Origin of the sequence: Paenibacillus phyllosphaerae (assembly GCF_014192105.1) — a bacterium.
Taxonomy (GTDB): domain Bacteria; phylum Bacillota; class Bacilli; order Paenibacillales; family Paenibacillaceae; genus Paenibacillus_Z; species Paenibacillus_Z phyllosphaerae.
Map to the genome: position 1 here is coordinate 54,023 of NZ_JACHXK010000009.1, position 16,718 is coordinate 70,740.

Here is a 16,718-nt window from a genome sequence, read left to right on the forward strand (position 1 = left end):
AAATTAAAAATGAAAAAATATTTTCATTGGGCGTCAAATTCTGCTAAGGTAGTACCAGATGAAAGTTGTCTATATCCATGGATACACAAGGGAGAGAGAAACGGATGAAGTGGGAGTTCGATGTTGGGAGGTTCTCGAAGAGCCAGCAGAAAATCGCCGATTTCGCCATGAAATCCGAGGACCGGCTGCTCTACTTCACCGAGGAGGAGATCGCTGCGCACACGGGCGTCAGCGTCGCGACGGTATCCCGGTTCTGGCGTTCCATCGGATATGCCAGCTTCAAGGAATTGAAGCGGGTTATGCAGGAAAGCCGTCAGGCTACGCCTGCCCGCAAGATGCAGCAGCTGCTCGACAAGCTGGAGCAAGACGACATGATGAGCGGCATACTGGCGATGAATATCGCCAATCTAGAGGAAACGGCGCGCAGGCTATCCCGCAGTGAGTTCGAACAGGCGGTCGAAGCGCTATGCTCGGCCAGAAGAATCTTCGCCTATGGCAGCGGGGCCACGGCGTTCCTGACGGACCTGCTTCAGTTCCGCTTGAACCGGATCGGGTTCGATGTACGCGTCATGGCGAGGAGCGGACATGAATTGTACGAGAATCTTGTCCATGCCGGAGAAGAAGATATCGTGGTCATCTTCGGCTTCGTACGAAGCTCGCCGGAGATTCAAGTGATTCTGTCCCAAGCCAAGGAGGCTGGGTATAAGACGCTTCTTATTACCGATCTGCTCGTCTCGGAGATGATCGAGGCGTGCAGCATCGTGCTCCAGGTAGATCGGGGCGAGATTGAAGGCTTCCATACGAATGCCGCGCCGCTGGCACTCGTCGATGGGCTGGCAGCCGCGGCGGCCAAGCGCAGCGGAGCGGCGGCGATGGAGCGACTCGAGCAGCTGCACGCATTAAGGAAGCGATATGTCAGCATGATTCCGAAATAACGGCAAGAGCAACGTCCCGATTCTAGTCTATCGGGGCGTTTTTTATTTGGTCGGCACATAGGTCTCATTGGATAGCTGGATAACGTACCTTTTATGGCCACAGTCATATACTGGTTTATCTGATTATTCGCCTATGGAGGTCATTTCTGACATGTACGGTTATCCGAGAGCCCAAGCTTTCCCGATGTATGTCTATCCGGCATACGCCTACCCTTCGAACGCCTATCCGTATTACGCTTATGCCAACATGCGGGCGTATCGTCCCGGCTACGTGACAGGCTACTACCCTGCATACATGCCGCATCCAGGGTCTTTGCCCGCTATACCGCGGTCAGACGTTGCAGAAGCGATGGAAATCAAGGATTACGGTCCGAATCCTACGGTCGTTAATATCGAACAGATGACGACGCGCAATGATACGTTCCGGACTGCATTGTGGACCGGCAAACATTTTCAGGTAACGGTCATGAGTATTCCCGTCGGCGAAGACATCGGCCTTGAAGTTCATCCCGCCACTGACCAATTCATTCGCATTGAGCAAGGGCAAGGCCTGGTTCAAATGGGGGACGCTCAAGACCAACTGGATTTTCAGAAAATGGCGCATGAAAATGAGACCATTATGGTTCCTGCCGGTACGTGGCATAATGTCACGAACACCGGGGATAGGCCGCTGAAGGTATATGTCATCTATGCGCCGCCTGAGCATCCGCATGGGACCGTTCATGCAACGAAAGCCGAAGCGACAGCAATGGAGAAGCACCAGCCATAGGGGTAACAAGAACAACCGTTCATCGCCTGAGACCAGGGAGGAACGGTTGTTTTTTGGTGGTTGCATTGGAGGCGTATGCTACTTCGTGATCAGCAAGGCCGGCTGCCCGAACCGGCGCGAAGCATTTTGACTGGAGATCTGAGATCTATAAAGGATTCATGGAAAGGAGCATATCCTGAGTTTCACCAGCATAAAAAACCGAGTGAACGAGACTTCTTCATCCGGAACACCGTATCTCATATGGATGAGGGATGATATCGAGGAGAAAGTAGGGGGTAGGATGAAGGCAGTCTTATATGGGGCATATGGACCACCAGACGTATTGAAGATTCGCGAGGTAGCCAAGCCTGTCCCCAAAGATCATGAAATCTTAGTGAAAATCCATGCTACATCCGTAACGGCGGGGGATTGCAGAATGCGCAGGGCAGATCCATTCGCGGCCAGACTCTTCAACGGGCTGGTAAAACCTTCGAGAGTGCAAACTCTAGGCTTCGAGCTGTCTGGCGAGGTCGAAGCCATAGGGAGCAAGATTACGCGTTACCAAATAGGCGATGCCATTTTCGCCTCCTGCGGATTCGGCTTCGGGGCCTATGCGGAGTACCGATGTCTGCCTGAGGATGGCATCATCGCATTGAAGCCGTCTAATCTCGATTACACGGAGGCTGCGGCCGTGCCGATCGGCGGAGGAACGGCCTTGCGATATCTGCGGGCAGGAGGGATCAAGCCGGGGCAACAGGTTCTTATCTATGGCGCATCCGGTAGCGTGGGCACCTATGCGGTTCAGCTCGCTGCCCTTTTCGGCGCAGAAGTAACCGCCGTATGCAGCACAGACAACGTCGCGATGGTGAAGGCATTAGGCGCGAAGCACGTCATCGATTATACGAAGTCGGATTTCTCGCAGTTTGGCGAGCAGTATGACCTTATCTTCGATACGGTGGGCAAGAGCAGGTTCGCGAGCGGGATCAAGGCGCTGAAGCCCCAAGGCTATTATGTAAGCTCATACAGCGTTGGGCTCTCTCCGGGAGTCAATGGACTGTGGTTGAGAATGAGCAGCGGCAAGAAGCTGAGAACTCGAACGGAGAGGGAAAAACAAGAGGATTTGCTTTTTCTCAAGGCACGCCTGGAGGCGGGGGAGCTGCGGCCGGTCATCGATCGTTGTTACTCTCTTGAGCAGATCGTGGAAGCGCATCGTTACGTGGACACGGGGCGCAAGAAGGGGAATGTCGTCATTCAGGTTGTGCATTAAACAAGAAGCGGTAGTTTGGTTTATACTTGCGTTCACAACTACCGCTTTATTTCTGCAGATGCTCACTTCACTTCAGTTGCGTTATTGAATCTTTAGCTGCGTCAGCTGATGGTATTTGAGGTCATACTTTTCATAATAGTCCTCGCCGAATAGCGAGTAAGGACTGTGGCCGACTCCCCATAGTGTGCCGTCACGCTTCAGGAAGAGTGATTTCTCCGACGCCGCGGCTACTTGGTTAATCCCTGACATGAGAGGGATTCGGATTGGTTTTTCGATTCGATCGCCAATCGAAGTTGAACCGAGTTCACCGAATTCGTTATTCCCCCAACCGAAAAGATTGCCTTTGACATCAATCGCGAAGAAATGGAACATTCCCGACTCGATTTTGGCTATTTGACTGAGCCCGGCTATTTGTTGAGGTCTTTCGGTAAATAGCCCTTGGTTCCCGAATATCCCGTTATTCCATTGGCCCCAACCCCAGACCGTACCGTCTTTACGAAGAGCGAGAGCGGCTGTGTTGCTCGTCGCCACCGTAACAACATTGCGCAGCTCTTGCAATTGAACGAGTTGGTCGGAATCAGGAGCTGTTTGCCACACCGTACCATTCTTCTTGACGACGATCGTAAAGGGGAAGCCGATCTTAACTTCCTTCACATTTGTCCACGGCAGCTTGAACGGTTTGGAGTAGATAATATTCGAAGGGCCAAAATCCATTTGGCCCAATCTCCCATTAAAGTTAGAGCCCCAGCCGAATACGTTACCGCTTCGGTCGATGACGATGGTTGAAGAATTGTTTTTCTCTAATGATAGGATGTTAGACAAACCTTTTACCTGCTGCGGCACTATGGTTACTTCATACGCTTGTTCTCCGTTTCCCCAGCCCGCGGCGTTATTAAAGCCCCATACCCATACCGTGCCATCCTTCTTGAGCGCCGCGCCGGTGTCCCAATCGGTCCGTGCTTGAACGACCCCTGTAAGTATACGCGTCGGTTTCTCAAAGAATTGCCCCCAGACCCACAGCTCTCCGTTCATGGTGACGATAGCTGCTTCGCCATCAATGCTTATCATTTTTACGGATTGTTTATAATAAGGATCAGTAATTCCCCAGACGCCTTTCTTGTGTAGCATGGCCTCTTCAACAAGCGGTCTAAACTGCTCTGCGAGTGAATCATAAGGGCCGTTCACCGTTATCTTCGCATAGCCCGATCTCACCAGCAGTTCGTTAACAAACGTCCCGTCCTCCAAATAAAGCGCAGCCCAATAATGCTTATTACGATCCCGTTCTCCCCTAAAATCAATCATGATGGACGAGCCGGCGGGCAGCAGGCTCCTCATGTAACTTGTGGCATCCATGCCATTGCGAATCGGGGACAGAGCGGCAAGACGTACAGGCTCCGTCACTACGCTTCCCTCCGCATCCCGATACTTAACCTCCACATACATCCCGTCAAGGACGCGTATTACTTCCGCTTTCGTTTTTACCGCATTCGTTGATTCTTCAGCGATTGCGGATTCCGCGGATACAACACTGACTACGGGGCTAGCGATTGTCGACAGTATGAAAATAACCGCAAGGAAGAAAAATAAGTTTAATCTGCTTTTCATATTCTTCGTAGATTGCCTCCTGCTCGATAATAGTTATTACGCCTATCATACCAATTGTAAGTTTTGACAGGAAGTTTCAATTGCAACCGATAGGGAAATCAGATGTCGGCAAGACAAGTATATGACCGTGAATCTTTCACGCCCTAAACTAGTAGTAGGCCGCCATTTCCGAAATGTGTTATCTTTAGTAGGGTTAACCACTAATCGGATGAGGTGTGCATAGATGAGCGAGTTTACGTATGGCAATATCATTCGGACGGCAGACAAAGCGAAGCTGATAGAGCATCTGCCTTCGGGCACGCCGCTGCTTCCGCTGGGCGAGAATTGGTTGGCGTTCTTCACGACGGAGGATGGAGAGCTAGGCGCGTCGGAAGAGCTGGAGGCGCTGTCGGCGCATTGTCCGGTTTTATATTTCTTCCATCTGGAGGATCATGGCTGGGGCTTCGAAATCCACCATCAAGGCGAGATTGTCTCGAATCTGCAGGTGATCTATGAGTTGATCGGCGAGGATCTCGGCGAGTTGCTGGATATGAATGATCAGCCGCTTGAGCTCGAGGACTACGAGAATCAGAATCCGGATGCCGAAGCATTCAAGCTGTTCGGGCTGGATGACGCGAAGATTGCGGCGATTCAAGAGCTGCTGGCCGGTGATCTGACCTTCGATGAAGACGATTTCGTAGCCGTGGAGCAATTCAAAGCGCTGCTCGGCATCGAGGCGATGAGCTGGATCCGATACGATCGCACGGAAGATCGGGAAGAGATCGAATACGTCTAAAAAATGGACACATTAAAAGACGGGAGTCGACAGCCGCAGGGCTGTAGGGACTCCGGTCTTTTGTTTTTATGAGGGCGATGCCTCAAAGCTGCGGCCGCGGATCATCCGCCTATCTGAACCAATTGAGGACATATGTCCTTTCTAAACCGGCCCGAGATGGCGTTTAATAAGTGAAGAACATGAAGCGTAAGGGGAGAAGATAACATGAGAGGAGCTCTATTCGCCATTCTCGGCGGAGCTTTCATCACGCTGCAAGGGGTGGCGAATACGCAGATCAGCCAGTCGATCGGCACGTGGCAGGCGGCGGCCCTGACCCAGTTCACGGGGTTTATCGTCGCCCTCATCATTCTGCTGTTCATGCGGGACGGCAAGCTGCAGGATTATAAACAGGTGAAGCCGTGGTACTTGTTCGGCGGCGCATTTGCGGCCATTATTATATTCAGCAACGTGAAGGCGATCGAAGAAATCGGCGTGACGATCTCGATCGCGGCGCTCTTGATCGCCCAGCTTGGCGTGACGTTCGCGATCGACAGCAACGGCTGGTTCGGCGTGGCCAAGCAGCGGATGAGGCTGCCGCAGTTTATCGGAATCGGAATGATGATTGCGGGCGTCGTCATTCTCAGCGTTTAATAGGGGTACGAGGTTTTTGGGAGGGGAAGCGCGCGATGAAAGAGATAGCGGATGCCATGCTGCTTCAGCAGTATTTGGCCATGCCTCAGCTCGAGACGGTTCTGCCGGAGGCGCTGCTGCCGCATCTGTCCTTATATGGGTACGAACCAGGCGAGTTCGTCTGTTCGCAGGGCGAGACTCCGCAGCAGCTCTATGTGCTGGTGAAGGGCAAACTGAAGATTTATACGAATACGGCGGAAGGCCGCGCGATCATTCTGTCCTTCAAGACGCCGATCGAAGTCATCGGGGATATCGAATATATCCGGGGGACGGACATCCATAACACGGTCGAGGCGGTGACGCCGGTCCACATGATCGTCATTCCTTACAAATGGCTGCGCAAGTACGGGAAGGATCATGCGCCGCTGCTGCAGTTCCTGCTCGAGATCATTACGCGCAAATTCACGATCAAGTCGAACGCGTTCAGCTTCAATCTGCTCTATCCGGTCGAGGTGCGGCTGGCCAGCTACATGCTGTCCGTCTGTTTTGACGAGTCGGATACCCGGTTCCACGGGAAGCTGCGCACGGATCAGCTGAAGGACGCGGCGAATCTGATCGGCACCAGCTACCGACACATGAACCGGATTATCCAGCAGTTCTGCGCTGAAGGATTGCTCGAGCGGCGCAAGGGCGTCATTGTCGTGAAGGATAAGGAAGGGCTCCGGAAGCGCGCGAGCGAGAACATCTATGAATAGGAGAATGCAGTTATGCTGGTAGGGTTAATCATGGCGCTGGTCGCAGGGGCATTGGTGGCGGTGCAAAATATTTTCAACAGCAAGGTGAACGAGCGGACCGGTTCCTGGGCGACGACGACGCTTGTGCTGGGCATGGGATTCGCGGCCTCGCTGACGTGCGGCCTGATCTTCGAAGGGAGCAAGATGTTTCAGCTGCAGCACATGCAGCTATGGTTCTGCTTTAGCGGCATTATCGGCGTAGGCGTCGTCACCTGTCTGGTCCAAAGCATGCGGCTGCTCGGTCCGACGTATGCGATCGCCATTGCGCTGACGGCTCAGCTGGGTACCGCGCTGCTGTGGGATTCGCTCGGCTTGTTCGGTCTCGAGCAGGTGCCGTTCACGGCCAAGCAGCTGATCGGCGTGCTCGTCATTGTCGGAGGCGTCATCGTGTTCAAGCTTGGCGGGACGACGCGGGAGCAAGAGCCGGTCCACGCGCGCGCCAACGTAAAGGAAGCTCATTCATAAGGGGAGATCAGGATGAAAAGATACGATACGCTGCTGTTCGATGTCGATGATACGCTGCTCGATTTCCGCGCGGCGGAGAAGCTCGCGCTGCGGCTGCTGTTCGAAGCGCAGCAGATGGCGCTTACGGAGGAACTCGAAGCGGCGTACCGCACTATTAATCAAGGACTGTGGCGCGACTTCGAAGAGGGCCGCATCTCGCGCGAAGAGGTGCTCAATACCCGGTATGCGCGGCTGTTCCAAGCTTTCGGGCAAGAAGTGGACGGCATCTTGATGGAGCAGAAGTACCGCGGTTTCCTGGAGGAAGGCAACCAGCTGATTATCGGCGCGATGGAGTTGGTCACCCGCCTGCAGCCGGATTTTGACCTCTATATCGTGACGAACGGCGTATCCAAGACGCAGGACAAACGGCTGCGAAGCTCGGGTCTGCATCCGTTCTTCAAGGACGTATTCGTCTCCGAGGCGACCGGCTACCAGAAGCCGATGAAGGAATACTTCGATTACGTCTTTGCGCGGATTCCGAATCTTGCGCTGCCTCGTACGCTCATCATCGGAGATTCGCTCACGGCAGATATTAAGGGCGGGCAGCTGGCGGGCCTCGATACATGTTGGTTCAATCCGGAGCGGAAGGCGAATGCGACCGGCATCGAGCCGACCTACGAGATTCACGGCTGGGATGAGTTGGATCAGATCGTGTACACGACTCCGGAATGAAACGAGCCTGCGCCATCGAAGACGGTGCAGGCCTTTTTCTATTCCTATCATGGAAGGCGTTAACTGTTTCATTTTGGAAAATAACTGAAGCCGGGATATTTGACGACCGGCCATTTTTCTTTCCTCAGACTTCCCATCAGCTCCGGACTGGCATGCAGATTCCCTTCGACAAGCTGTTTCGGCGTGAGCGCCATCCATTGGTTCAGCGATACGTCCTGGAAGCGGTCGCTCTTGAACATCTCGAGGAACCAGACGGATTCCGTCCCCGTGTTCTGAATATAATGTCCGTAGGCAAAAGGCACGTAACCGACGTCGCCGGCGCGATAATCGAACGTGCGCGCCGCACCGTTGCCGCCGAACACCGTCATGCGCGCCTGGCCGGTCAAATAGTACTGCCATTCGTCGTTATTGGGATGCCAGTGCAGCTCGCGCATGCCGCCGGGCTCGATCTCGACGAGCGCCGCCGCAATCGCGACGGAGATCGGGAAGTTGGTGGAATCCACGATCCGTACGCAGCCGCCGGGGAAACGCTGGGCGGGCTGCTTCAGCAGCTGATGCTTGAAGCTGAGCGGTATCGTGCCGTACGGCGAGCTGATGGCTTGCGTATCGACCGGGCCTGGCACTTTATCTTGATAAATGTACACTTGGTCCTTCGGAATGCCGTCGAATGCGCTGATCGGCACGCCGAAGTTGGCGGACAGCACGTCCTTCGGCGTGTGGGCGAACCAATCGGAGATCGAGAGGGTGTTCAGATCCGAGAAGTTGCCGTCGTCGAAGACGAGCAGAAATTCGCAGCCGCCCTCCAGACCTTGAATGGAATGCGGCAGCCCTGGCGGAAAATACCATAGATCGCCGGCTTCCACGTCGGCTATGAAGTTGCGGCCGTTCTGATCCACGGACGTAATGCGGGCTTTGCCGCCGATCATGTAGGACCATTCCGCCTGCTGATGCCAATGCAGCTCCCGTACGCCGCCGGGGGTAAGGGCCATGTTGACGCCGGCAAGCGTGGTCGCGATCGGCAGCTCGCGCGCGGTAATCTCGCGCGACCAACCGCCGTGATTGAGCTGCATATGCGTATCCGAGTAAGCGTAGCGCATATTCGGGATGAGTCCGCTATCGGTCTTCGGCGGCACGAGCAGGTCCGGGTTCTCGCGGTCGCGCATCACATCGCGCGGCCCGAGGTCGACCCATCCGGCACCGTCGCCGCGGATCGGCTGCGGAATGGCGTTGTTGTCTTCCTTGCGGTTGGTCAACACGCTCACCTCATTTCATTAACGGGATGAAACAAGTCCGGCTCCATCCTTCTCCTTGCGAAGCATATGAAGCTTTTCGAGCGGAAATGACAACGGCTGGAGGAAACATAGATAGGCCTGCCGTCCCGGCTGAACGGCTTGATTCTCTCCACAAGGGTTGAATATTTAACCACATGAAAAAGAAAGCGGTATCATTTTTCTTGCCCGACACTGTGGATAATTGAAGAAAATTAGAAAGATTGTACACAATTTCACGGCGTTAATGGATTTATTAACCAAAAGGAGCATCGGATCGCCCCGTTTTCCAACAAAATGGTTCCAAGCTATCCACATAGTTCTCCACAATATCCACAACTCCACATGTGGATGAATGGTGCATAACTATTCAAGAATGCTAGAAATTTCATGGTAGAATGGAACTAGCTAGACGGAAAATCGGGATTGTTGATGCGATAAATCATTAAGGGGGTTAGCGACGATGATGCTAGTAAGCTCCTGCCTGGCTGGCCTGGCGGTTCGCTACAACGGAACAGACTGCCTCGATGAGACGATCGCGAAGCTGCTGGAGACGAAGCAGGCTGTCACGGTCTGTCCGGAGCTGCTCGGCGGATTGGCTATACCGCGCGAGCCTGCCGAGATTCAAGGCGGCGACGGGTATGCGGTATTGGATGGGCGGGCGAGCGTAGTTACGAGCTCCGGCGAGGATGTAACGGAGCAATTCGTGTTAGGGGCGAACCTGGCGCTTAGGCATGCGCGGGAGGTTGGCGCCACCGTCGTCGTGCTGAAGGCGAATAGTCCCTCCTGCGGAAGCGGGATGATCTATGACGGGACCTTCCGGGGAAGACGGATTGCCGGCCACGGCGTCACGGCGGCGCTTCTTCAGCGCAGCGGCATTCGCGTGATCTCCGAACTGGAGCTTGCGGATTACCTGTCCGGCATAGAATAAGCGGGAGGAGCGACAGGCCGCGTCTATTCGCCTCGGCGCGTATTCCTTACCGCCAGGCAATCCGCTACAATAGAGGCAGTCCTATATGTTAGTGTTGAGGCAACTCCAATCGGTAACAAGAAAGAAGGGAAGAAAGATGTCATCCCTTGTCGATACGCTGACCTCGCTTACGGAAGAGGATCTGAGGCGCTTCCTGGATCAGTACCGTTCGCTCGGGCCGATCCCCGGCATGCTGCTGACGTTCATGAAGTCGTTCGTGCCGCCGCTGCCTACGCTTATCATCGTCGGCGTGAATGCCGCAGTTTACGGCTTGTGGCTCGGCTTCCTGTATTCATGGATCGGAATGATCGCAGGTTGCCTGACCACGTTCCTCATCTTCCGGAAGCTCAGCGACCACCCCTATGCGGATAAGTGGGCGCGCAAGCCGAAGGTCCGCAAAAGCATGGCGTGGGTGCAGCGCAACGCATTCGGCTATGTATTCCTGCTCAGTTTGTCCCCGGTTGGCCCGTTCGTCGTCATTAATATCGCGGCCGCCCTCGCGCGGATGCCGCTGCGGTCCTTCCTCATCGCGATCGCGTTCGGCAAAGCGGTGATGGTCATGGCGGTCTCGATCGTCGGTCACGATGTGAGCCGGTTCCTGGAGCATCCGGCGGAGCTTGCCTATGTGCTGCTGTTCGTAGTCGCGTCGTTCCTTATTAGCAAATGGGTGGAGTCGAAGTTCTCGCGCGAGATCGCGGAGGATGAGGCTCAGCAAATCATGCGTTGAAGCAGGCCATACATACGGCTTCCTATTCTTCCATACGAGAGGGCGTGAATCCGCTTGATCGATCTACTGGATTATCCGGACGCGAGTGAAGTGAAGCAGCTGCTCTCGGCATGTATGTGGCCGGATGAGCGGCGAATCGCCGAAGCTTACGCCAATTATGCCGCCAGCCATTCGAGCGAACTGCTGGGCATCGTCCAAGGCGGTCAACTCGTGGGGCTGGCCGGCATCGAGCAAGAATCGCCAGGCGTGTCCGTCTTGAAGCATCTGGCGATTAAGCGGGACTTCAGGAGGCAAGGCATGGGGCAAGCGATGATCGAGGAATTGATGAAGACTCGGCAGATCGGCTGCCTGAAGGCGGAGACGGACCATGAGGCCGTCGGCTTTTATGAGAGAATCGGGTTTCAAGTGACGAGCCTGGGCGAGAAATATCCGGGCGTAGAGCGGTTCATGTGTGTGCGATATGCCAAGCAGTAGCGCCAATAGCGGTATTCTGGGACTTCATACGTCCTGGAATACCGCTATTTCTTTTACCGACTCGCTACAAGCTAAGGCAAGGGACAAATATGCGCGATCTCACTAATTTACGTCATATCAATGTTAGGTATATGAAGAATTTTGGCTGAGATGACGAAGATCATGCAACATTTTGTTTTAAAAAACAAAATCCTCCTCATCCATGTGTGAGGAATATTGACGTAATACCTAAATTTGGCATATGATCTGCGTAGCCATTAAGCCTACAACAACGCTGCTCAAGGAAGGGGAACGAACTCATGGGGCTGGAGCATGAGCAGGAGATATATAGATCGATCAAACAGGCCATCATTGAACAAAAGCTGCGGCCCAATATGCAGCTGGTCGAGGAGGTACTGGCCGAATCGTTCGGCGTGAGCCGCACGCCTGTCCGCAATGTCGTCCGCAAGCTGGCGAGCGAGAAGCTCGTGACGATGATCCCGTACCGCGGGGCATTCGTCTCTTGCCCGACGATCCAGGAAGCGAAGGAAGTATTCGAGATGCGCCAGGTGATCGAAGCGGCCGTTGTTCGCAAGCTGTGCGGACGGCTGACGGAGCAGCAGATCGAAGAGCTGGGCATTCTGCTCGAAAAGGAGCATGAGGCGCAGGCGAACGGAGATATTTTCGGCGCGATCAGCATTACGGGCTCATTCCATCTCAAATTGGCTGAATTATCGAATAACTCGTATTACAGCCGCAGTCTGGAGGAGCTCATCTCGTTAACGTACGTGATTATCGCGCTCTACGGCGAGCAGCAGATGAAGGCTTGCATGGACCATCACCGGATTCTGGATGCCATCCGCCGGCAAGACGCGGTAACGGCAGAACGTCTCATGCGGGAGCATCTGCAGGAGCTGGAGGATTCGCTGCGGTTCGAGCAATCGGAGGACCGCTTGTTATCGCTGGCGGACATTTTTAAGACCGAGCGGCAGGCGCATACGTAACGGCAAAGCGCTGTCCATTTTTTTGGCCAGCATTGTATACAATTTTGTATCTGATATGGCGGAACGATCGGATACAACGCAGTGCACGACGACGTTAAAGATGGGGTGAGGGCATGAAATTATCGGTCGAGCAGGTGGGCAAACGTTTCGGAGACAGGCGGATTCTGCAGGATGTCAATTTGACGGTACGCGAGAATGAGTTCGTCTGCATACTTGGCCATAGCGGCTGCGGCAAATCGACGCTGCTTAATATGGTCGCCGGCTATTTGTTTCCCGACGAGGGACAGATCCGCGTGGATGGCGTGCCGATCGAAGGCCCTTCGAAGGCGAGGGGGATGGTGTTCCAGGATCATGCGCTGTTCCCTTGGTGCACGGTGATCGAGAATATCTCCTTCGGCCCGGAAGTGCAGGGCATGCCGAAGAAGAAGGCGAGGGAGGCGGCCCAGTCGTTCCTGAGCCTGGTCGGTCTGGAATCTTACGCGAACCATTATCCGGCAGAGCTGTCGGGCGGCATGAAGCAGCGCGTCGGGATCGCCAGGGCGCTAGCGAGCAGCCCGGACATTCTGCTCATGGATGAACCGTTCGGCGCGCTCGACATTCTCACCCGGGATATGATGCAGCGGGAGCTCCGGCGCATCTACGAAAAGCTGCGTCCGACGATCCTGTTCGTGACGCACAGCATCAGCGAAGCCGTCTATCTCGCCGATCGCGTCGTGGTGATGAAGCATGGGGAGATCGCGGATATCTTCGAGATCGGCATCGCCCATCCGCGGACGTACGAATCGCCGGGCTTCGGCGAGGCGATGGCCCGCATCGAGCGGGTGCTCATGAAGGATGAAGAGGAGGCGTTGGCATGAGCGACTTACAGCCCGAGACGCTGAATAATCCGCCGGCAGCCGGCCTATCGGCTGTGACTGCGGCCTCCGAAACGCCGCTTGCCGCTGCAAGCAAGAGCAAGAATGGGAAGAAGACGCGTCCTACCCGTTCGGCACGATGGAATCTCATCCCGTATGTCCTGTTCTTCGTCGTCTGGGAAATCTTCTCGCAGCTGAACGGGAGCCTGAAGCTGTTCAATCCGTTGTTCCTCCCGGCCCCTTCGCTGCTGCTCTCCGATGGCTGGGCGCTCGCCAAGACGGGCATTATCGTCGACAGCCTGGTAGCGAGCTCCATCCGCATCGCATTCGGTTTCGCGATCGGGACCTTCGCCGCTATTCTGCTCGCGGTGCTTATGAGCAAATTCCAGCAGCTGGAGCGATGGGTCTCCCCGATCCTGTCGCTCGTCAGCCCGATTCCGGCGCTCGCGCTGCTGCCGTTATTCATCATCTGGTTCGGCATCGGCGAGTTTCCGAAGGTGCTGCTCATCGCCTGGACGACGTTCGTGCCGGTGCTGGTCAATACGCTCGAGGGGTTCAAATCCGTGCCGTCGACCTTGATTCGTTCGGCGCTGAGCTTAGGCGCTTCGCAGCGGCAGGTGTTCACGCGGGTGATGATCCCCTCGGCGGTGCCGAATCTGCTGATCGGCGCGCAGATCAGTCTGGGCCTCTCGTTCTCGGCGCTCATCGTCGCGGAGATGATGGGGGCGGATTCAGGCTTGGGCTACATCATCGTCGATGCCCGCAACTATTTCAAGATTAGCAATATGTTCGTTGCCATCATTCTGATCGGCATTGAATACAGCCTGTTCCATGGGCTTCTGAAGCTGCTTGAGAGGAGGGTGCTCGCTTGGAGGAGGGGCGGCATGCGAGAAGCCGTCGAGAAAGGTTAGCGCGAAGAGAGAAACTAATTCCTTGGAGGGAAACCGTATGAAGAGAAAAAGTTGGCTTCAATCCTGTCTCATCCTATCCTTAACCGCCGTCATGCTCGCTGCTTGCGGCGGCAACAATGGCAATTCCGGCACCAATGCATCCACGACCGAATCGACCGCAGCCTCCACCTCGGAGCCGGCCTCTACGAACACGAATACGGACGACGGCGCCGCGCTGGAGACGACGGATCTCGAACTGATCGGCGTACGGGACGCGCAAATCTCTTCGCAGCAGATCATCGCCGACAAGCTGGGCTACTTCAAGGAAGCGGGCCTTAACGTGACGAGCAAGCTGATCGAGAGCGGACCGGACATCGGGCCGATGGTATCGGGCGGCAGCGCGGCGGTGAGCATTCAGACGAACTTCATGGATATTATTCTGAAGTCGAACGGCATCGGCGTCAAAATCGTTGCGCCCCTCGCGCAAATCGCGGGAACGCAGGCGGTCGTCGGCGCGAAAGATCTGGAACTTGCGAGCGCCAAGGATCTGGAAGGCAAGACGATCGGCATCCCGAACGGCGCGGACGTGAAGATCGCCATCGATAATATGGGCAAGGAACTGGGCGTCGACGTGAGCAAAATCAAATTCGTCAACCTGGCGCCGAGCGACGCGGTCGTTGCCCTGCAGAACGGCGACATCGACGCGATGGCCGCGTGGGAACCGTTCATTACGAAGGCGATCCAAGGCGGCGGCAAGTTCCTGTTCAGCGGCACGAAGAGCGAGCTGCCGGAGAAGCAGGGCGACGTTAACTGGATGAGCGTGCACACGACGATTCAGGTGACCGACGGCTACCTGGAGAAGAACCCGAATACGATCAAAGCCGTGCTTGGCGCGCTGAAGAAAGCGACGGATTACATCAACGATAACCGCGACGAAGCGATCAAGATTCTGGCTCCCGAGCTGCACCTGAGCGAGGAAGAGCTGAAGGAGATCATGAACCGCAACGTTTACTCGATGGAGGTTAACGATACGTACGTCAATGGCAGCAACGGCCCGGCCGTCGGCGAGTACCTGGAATCGGTCGGCAACATCAAGTCGACACCGGAATCCGCATCGTATCACGATCTGAGCTTGCTGCAAGCGCTGGATGCAACGCTGATCAAGACCGAACTGAAATAATTCGCATCAGGGATGAGGGGAGGCCATCGCTATGGCGTTATTCGATCAAATCATCCGCGGGGCTAACGTCGTCCTGGAGCATGAAGTACGAGCAGCCGATCTGGGCATCCGGTCAGGGAAAATTGCGGCTATCGCAGCAAGCGGAGCGATGGAAACGAAGACGGCGGATGCCGTTATCGAGGCACGGGGACTGTTCCTGATGGCCGGTATGATCGATGCGCATGTCCATCTGAACGAACCCGGACTCGAAGCATGGGAGGGATTCCGCAGCGGATCGGCGGCGCTTGCCGCCGGCGGCTGCACGGCGTATCTGGATATGCCGCTGAACGGCATTCCGCCGACGGTGTCGGTCCGCGCGCTGCAGTTGAAGATGGACTGCGCCAACGGCAGCTCCCATGTGGACTATGCCTGTTGGGGCGGCTTGGTTCCAGGCCATCTGGATGATCTGGCTCCGATGAGCGAGGCCGGCGTGATCGGGTTCAAGGCCTTCATGTCCGCGCCAGGCGACCCGAGCGAGGAAGCGTTCCGCGAAGTAGACGACGAGACGTTGTTGGAAGGGATGAAGCGCATCGCGAAGCTGGGCAAAGTGCTGGCTCTGCACGCCGAGCGCGAGTCGATCGTCGCCAAGTTGACGAAGGAGAAGCTGGCGGCCGGTACGGTCTCGGCGGCGGATTATTCCGCGTCGCGTCCGATCGCGGCGGAGGTAGAGGCGGTCCAGAAGGCGCTGTCGTTCGCCCGGCTGACCGGCTGCGCGCTCCACTTTGTCCATATTAGCAGCAGTGAAGCGGTAGGCGTGATTCAGAAGGCGAAGGCGGAAGGGCTAGACGTGACGCTGGAGACGTGCCCGCACTATTTGGCACTCACAGATGAAGATCTGGCGCACATGGGACCCGTCGCGAAGTGCGCCCCGCCGCTGCGGTCCGCCGCAGAACAGGAAGCGTTGTGGAGGGCGGTGGAGAACGGGCGGATCGATATGATCGCCTCGGACCATTCGCCTTGCGATAGCGCGATGAAGGCCGATACGTCGAACTTGTTCGAGGCATGGGGCGGCATCTCCGGGGCGCAAAGCACGCTGGAACTGATGATCGATGAAGGCCATCTGAAGCGGGGCATTCCGCTTCCGCAGCTCAGCCGGATGCTGTCTGCGGAACCGGCAAGGCGCTTCGGTCTGGACGCAGCCAAAGGCAGCATACGGATCGGCGCCGATGCCGATCTGGTGCTGATCGATCTGAACGCGGCGTACCGATTGGAGCGAGAGCAGCTGCTGTACCGGCATAAGCACAGTCCTTATGTAGGGCGCACATTCGGCTGCAAGGTACGGATGACGATCAGCCGCGGCAAAGTGGTCTATACGGCGGAGTCCGGCGTGACGGAGGAAGCCGACGGCCGGTTTATCGCGGCGTCTGCGGGCGCGAAGTGTAAGTGATGTAACGGTATGACGCGAACCTTTGCTATAACACAAA

At 55.7% G+C, this 16,718-nt stretch carries 18 protein-coding genes; 16 read left to right on the plus strand and 2 right to left on the minus strand.

Annotated features, from left to right (window positions below; all coding sequences use genetic code 11):
- The first annotated feature begins 104 nt into the window (after positions 1-104).
- From FHS18_RS19010 to FHS18_RS19020, 3 genes are all read left to right on the plus strand, one after another.
- Positions 105-935, plus strand: coding sequence for a MurR/RpiR family transcriptional regulator (locus FHS18_RS19010; RefSeq protein ID WP_183601671.1), 831 nt, complete (start codon positions 105-107; stop codon positions 933-935).
- Between the two features lie 151 nt (positions 936-1,086).
- Positions 1,087-1,704 (plus strand): cupin domain-containing protein, encoded by a 618-nt coding sequence (locus tag FHS18_RS19015; protein WP_246427770.1) that lies wholly within the window; start codon positions 1,087-1,089, stop codon positions 1,702-1,704.
- A gap of 280 nt (positions 1,705-1,984) precedes the next feature.
- Positions 1,985-2,950 (plus strand): NAD(P)-dependent alcohol dehydrogenase, encoded by a 966-nt coding sequence (locus tag FHS18_RS19020; RefSeq protein WP_183601672.1) that lies wholly within the window; start codon positions 1,985-1,987, stop codon positions 2,948-2,950.
- An 81-nt stretch (positions 2,951-3,031) separates the two neighbouring features.
- Here the strand turns inward: FHS18_RS19020 and FHS18_RS19025 are convergent, their stop codons facing one another.
- Positions 3,032-4,351, minus strand: coding sequence for a thermonuclease family protein (locus FHS18_RS19025; RefSeq protein WP_183601673.1), 1,320 nt, complete (start codon positions 4,349-4,351; stop codon positions 3,032-3,034).
- 427 nt (positions 4,352-4,778) lie between these two features.
- Here FHS18_RS19025 and FHS18_RS19030 point away from each other — a divergent pair, with 427 nt between their 5' ends.
- From FHS18_RS19030 to FHS18_RS19050, 5 genes are all read left to right on the plus strand, one after another.
- Positions 4,779-5,330 carry a hypothetical protein gene (locus tag FHS18_RS19030; RefSeq protein ID WP_183601674.1) on the plus strand — a complete coding sequence of 184 codons (552 nt, stop codon included), beginning with the start codon at positions 4,779-4,781 and terminating at the stop codon, positions 5,328-5,330.
- 204 nt (positions 5,331-5,534) lie between these two features.
- Positions 5,535-5,960 (plus strand): DMT family transporter, encoded by a 426-nt coding sequence (locus FHS18_RS19035; protein ID WP_183601675.1) that lies wholly within the window; start codon positions 5,535-5,537, stop codon positions 5,958-5,960.
- Between the two features lie 35 nt (positions 5,961-5,995).
- Positions 5,996-6,694, plus strand: coding sequence for a Crp/Fnr family transcriptional regulator (locus tag FHS18_RS19040; RefSeq protein WP_183601676.1), 699 nt, complete (start codon positions 5,996-5,998; stop codon positions 6,692-6,694).
- A 12-nt stretch (positions 6,695-6,706) separates the two neighbouring features.
- The gene (locus FHS18_RS19045) at positions 6,707-7,198 is read left to right on the plus strand and encodes a DMT family transporter (protein ID WP_183601677.1); all 492 of its coding nucleotides are present in this window, start codon (positions 6,707-6,709) and stop codon (positions 7,196-7,198) included.
- Between the two features lie 12 nt (positions 7,199-7,210).
- Complete coding sequence (locus tag FHS18_RS19050) at positions 7,211-7,909, plus strand: YjjG family noncanonical pyrimidine nucleotidase (protein WP_183601678.1); 699 nt, start codon at positions 7,211-7,213, stop codon at positions 7,907-7,909.
- Positions 7,910-7,977: 68 nt separating this feature from the next.
- Here FHS18_RS19050 and FHS18_RS19055 read toward each other — a convergent pair whose 3' ends face one another.
- Positions 7,978-9,162 carry an oxalate decarboxylase family bicupin gene (locus FHS18_RS19055; protein ID WP_221401389.1) on the minus strand — a complete coding sequence of 395 codons (1,185 nt, stop codon included), beginning with the start codon at positions 9,160-9,162 and terminating at the stop codon, positions 7,978-7,980.
- Between the two features lie 478 nt (positions 9,163-9,640).
- Between FHS18_RS19055 and FHS18_RS19060 the strand changes: the two genes are divergently transcribed.
- The 8 genes from FHS18_RS19060 to FHS18_RS19095 all read left to right on the plus strand — a co-directional run bounded on the left by FHS18_RS19060 (position 9,641) and on the right by FHS18_RS19095 (position 16,681).
- Positions 9,641-10,108 carry a 2-thiouracil desulfurase family protein gene (locus tag FHS18_RS19060; RefSeq protein WP_183601680.1) on the plus strand — a complete coding sequence of 156 codons (468 nt, stop codon included), beginning with the start codon at positions 9,641-9,643 and terminating at the stop codon, positions 10,106-10,108.
- A 136-nt stretch (positions 10,109-10,244) separates the two neighbouring features.
- Positions 10,245-10,874, plus strand: a complete 630-nt coding sequence (locus FHS18_RS19065) for a TVP38/TMEM64 family protein (protein ID WP_183601681.1) — start codon at positions 10,245-10,247, stop codon at positions 10,872-10,874.
- A 54-nt stretch (positions 10,875-10,928) separates the two neighbouring features.
- A complete protein-coding gene (locus FHS18_RS19070; protein WP_183601682.1) occupies positions 10,929-11,348 on the plus strand; it encodes a GNAT family N-acetyltransferase in 420 nt (139 codons plus the stop codon).
- A 299-nt stretch (positions 11,349-11,647) separates the two neighbouring features.
- Complete coding sequence (locus FHS18_RS19075; protein ID WP_183601683.1) at positions 11,648-12,331, plus strand: GntR family transcriptional regulator; 684 nt, start codon at positions 11,648-11,650, stop codon at positions 12,329-12,331.
- Between the two features lie 113 nt (positions 12,332-12,444).
- On the plus strand, positions 12,445-13,188 hold the full coding sequence (locus FHS18_RS19080; protein ID WP_183601684.1) for an ABC transporter ATP-binding protein: 744 nt from the start codon (positions 12,445-12,447) through the stop codon (positions 13,186-13,188).
- Positions 13,185-14,096, plus strand: coding sequence for an ABC transporter permease (locus FHS18_RS19085; RefSeq protein WP_183601685.1), 912 nt, complete (start codon positions 13,185-13,187; stop codon positions 14,094-14,096). Before FHS18_RS19080 ends, FHS18_RS19085 begins: the two co-directional genes overlap by 4 nt.
- 37 nt (positions 14,097-14,133) lie before the next feature.
- Positions 14,134-15,255, plus strand: coding sequence for an ABC transporter substrate-binding protein (locus FHS18_RS19090; protein WP_183601686.1), 1,122 nt, complete (start codon positions 14,134-14,136; stop codon positions 15,253-15,255).
- A gap of 31 nt (positions 15,256-15,286) precedes the next feature.
- Positions 15,287-16,681, plus strand: coding sequence for an allantoinase (locus tag FHS18_RS19095; RefSeq protein WP_183601687.1), 1,395 nt, complete (start codon positions 15,287-15,289; stop codon positions 16,679-16,681).
- Positions 16,682-16,718: the final 37 nt, after the last annotated feature.

What these genes read in the sequence shown, in the direction of transcription:
- FHS18_RS19010 (WP_183601671.1), top strand. Translation starts at nt 105, where the DNA reads ATGAAGTGGGAGTTCGATGTTGGGAGGTTCTCGAAGAGCCAGCAGAAA.
- FHS18_RS19015 (WP_246427770.1), top strand. Translation starts at nt 1,087, where the DNA reads ATGTACGGTTATCCGAGAGCCCAAGCTTTCCCGATGTATGTCTATCCG.
- FHS18_RS19020 (WP_183601672.1), top strand. Translation starts at nt 1,985, where the DNA reads ATGAAGGCAGTCTTATATGGGGCATATGGACCACCAGACGTATTGAAG.
- FHS18_RS19030 (WP_183601674.1), top strand. Translation starts at nt 4,779, where the DNA reads ATGAGCGAGTTTACGTATGGCAATATCATTCGGACGGCAGACAAAGCG.
- FHS18_RS19035 (WP_183601675.1), top strand. Translation starts at nt 5,535, where the DNA reads ATGAGAGGAGCTCTATTCGCCATTCTCGGCGGAGCTTTCATCACGCTG.
- FHS18_RS19040 (WP_183601676.1), top strand. Translation starts at nt 5,996, where the DNA reads ATGAAAGAGATAGCGGATGCCATGCTGCTTCAGCAGTATTTGGCCATG.
- FHS18_RS19045 (WP_183601677.1), top strand. Translation starts at nt 6,707, where the DNA reads ATGCTGGTAGGGTTAATCATGGCGCTGGTCGCAGGGGCATTGGTGGCG.
- FHS18_RS19050 (WP_183601678.1), top strand. Translation starts at nt 7,211, where the DNA reads ATGAAAAGATACGATACGCTGCTGTTCGATGTCGATGATACGCTGCTC.
- FHS18_RS19060 (WP_183601680.1), top strand. Translation starts at nt 9,641, where the DNA reads ATGATGCTAGTAAGCTCCTGCCTGGCTGGCCTGGCGGTTCGCTACAAC.
- FHS18_RS19065 (WP_183601681.1), top strand. Translation starts at nt 10,245, where the DNA reads ATGTCATCCCTTGTCGATACGCTGACCTCGCTTACGGAAGAGGATCTG.
- FHS18_RS19075 (WP_183601683.1), top strand. Translation starts at nt 11,648, where the DNA reads ATGGGGCTGGAGCATGAGCAGGAGATATATAGATCGATCAAACAGGCC.
- FHS18_RS19080 (WP_183601684.1), top strand. Translation starts at nt 12,445, where the DNA reads ATGAAATTATCGGTCGAGCAGGTGGGCAAACGTTTCGGAGACAGGCGG.
- FHS18_RS19085 (WP_183601685.1), top strand. Translation starts at nt 13,185, where the DNA reads ATGAGCGACTTACAGCCCGAGACGCTGAATAATCCGCCGGCAGCCGGC.
- FHS18_RS19090 (WP_183601686.1), top strand. Translation starts at nt 14,134, where the DNA reads ATGAAGAGAAAAAGTTGGCTTCAATCCTGTCTCATCCTATCCTTAACC.
- FHS18_RS19095 (WP_183601687.1), top strand. Translation starts at nt 15,287, where the DNA reads ATGGCGTTATTCGATCAAATCATCCGCGGGGCTAACGTCGTCCTGGAG.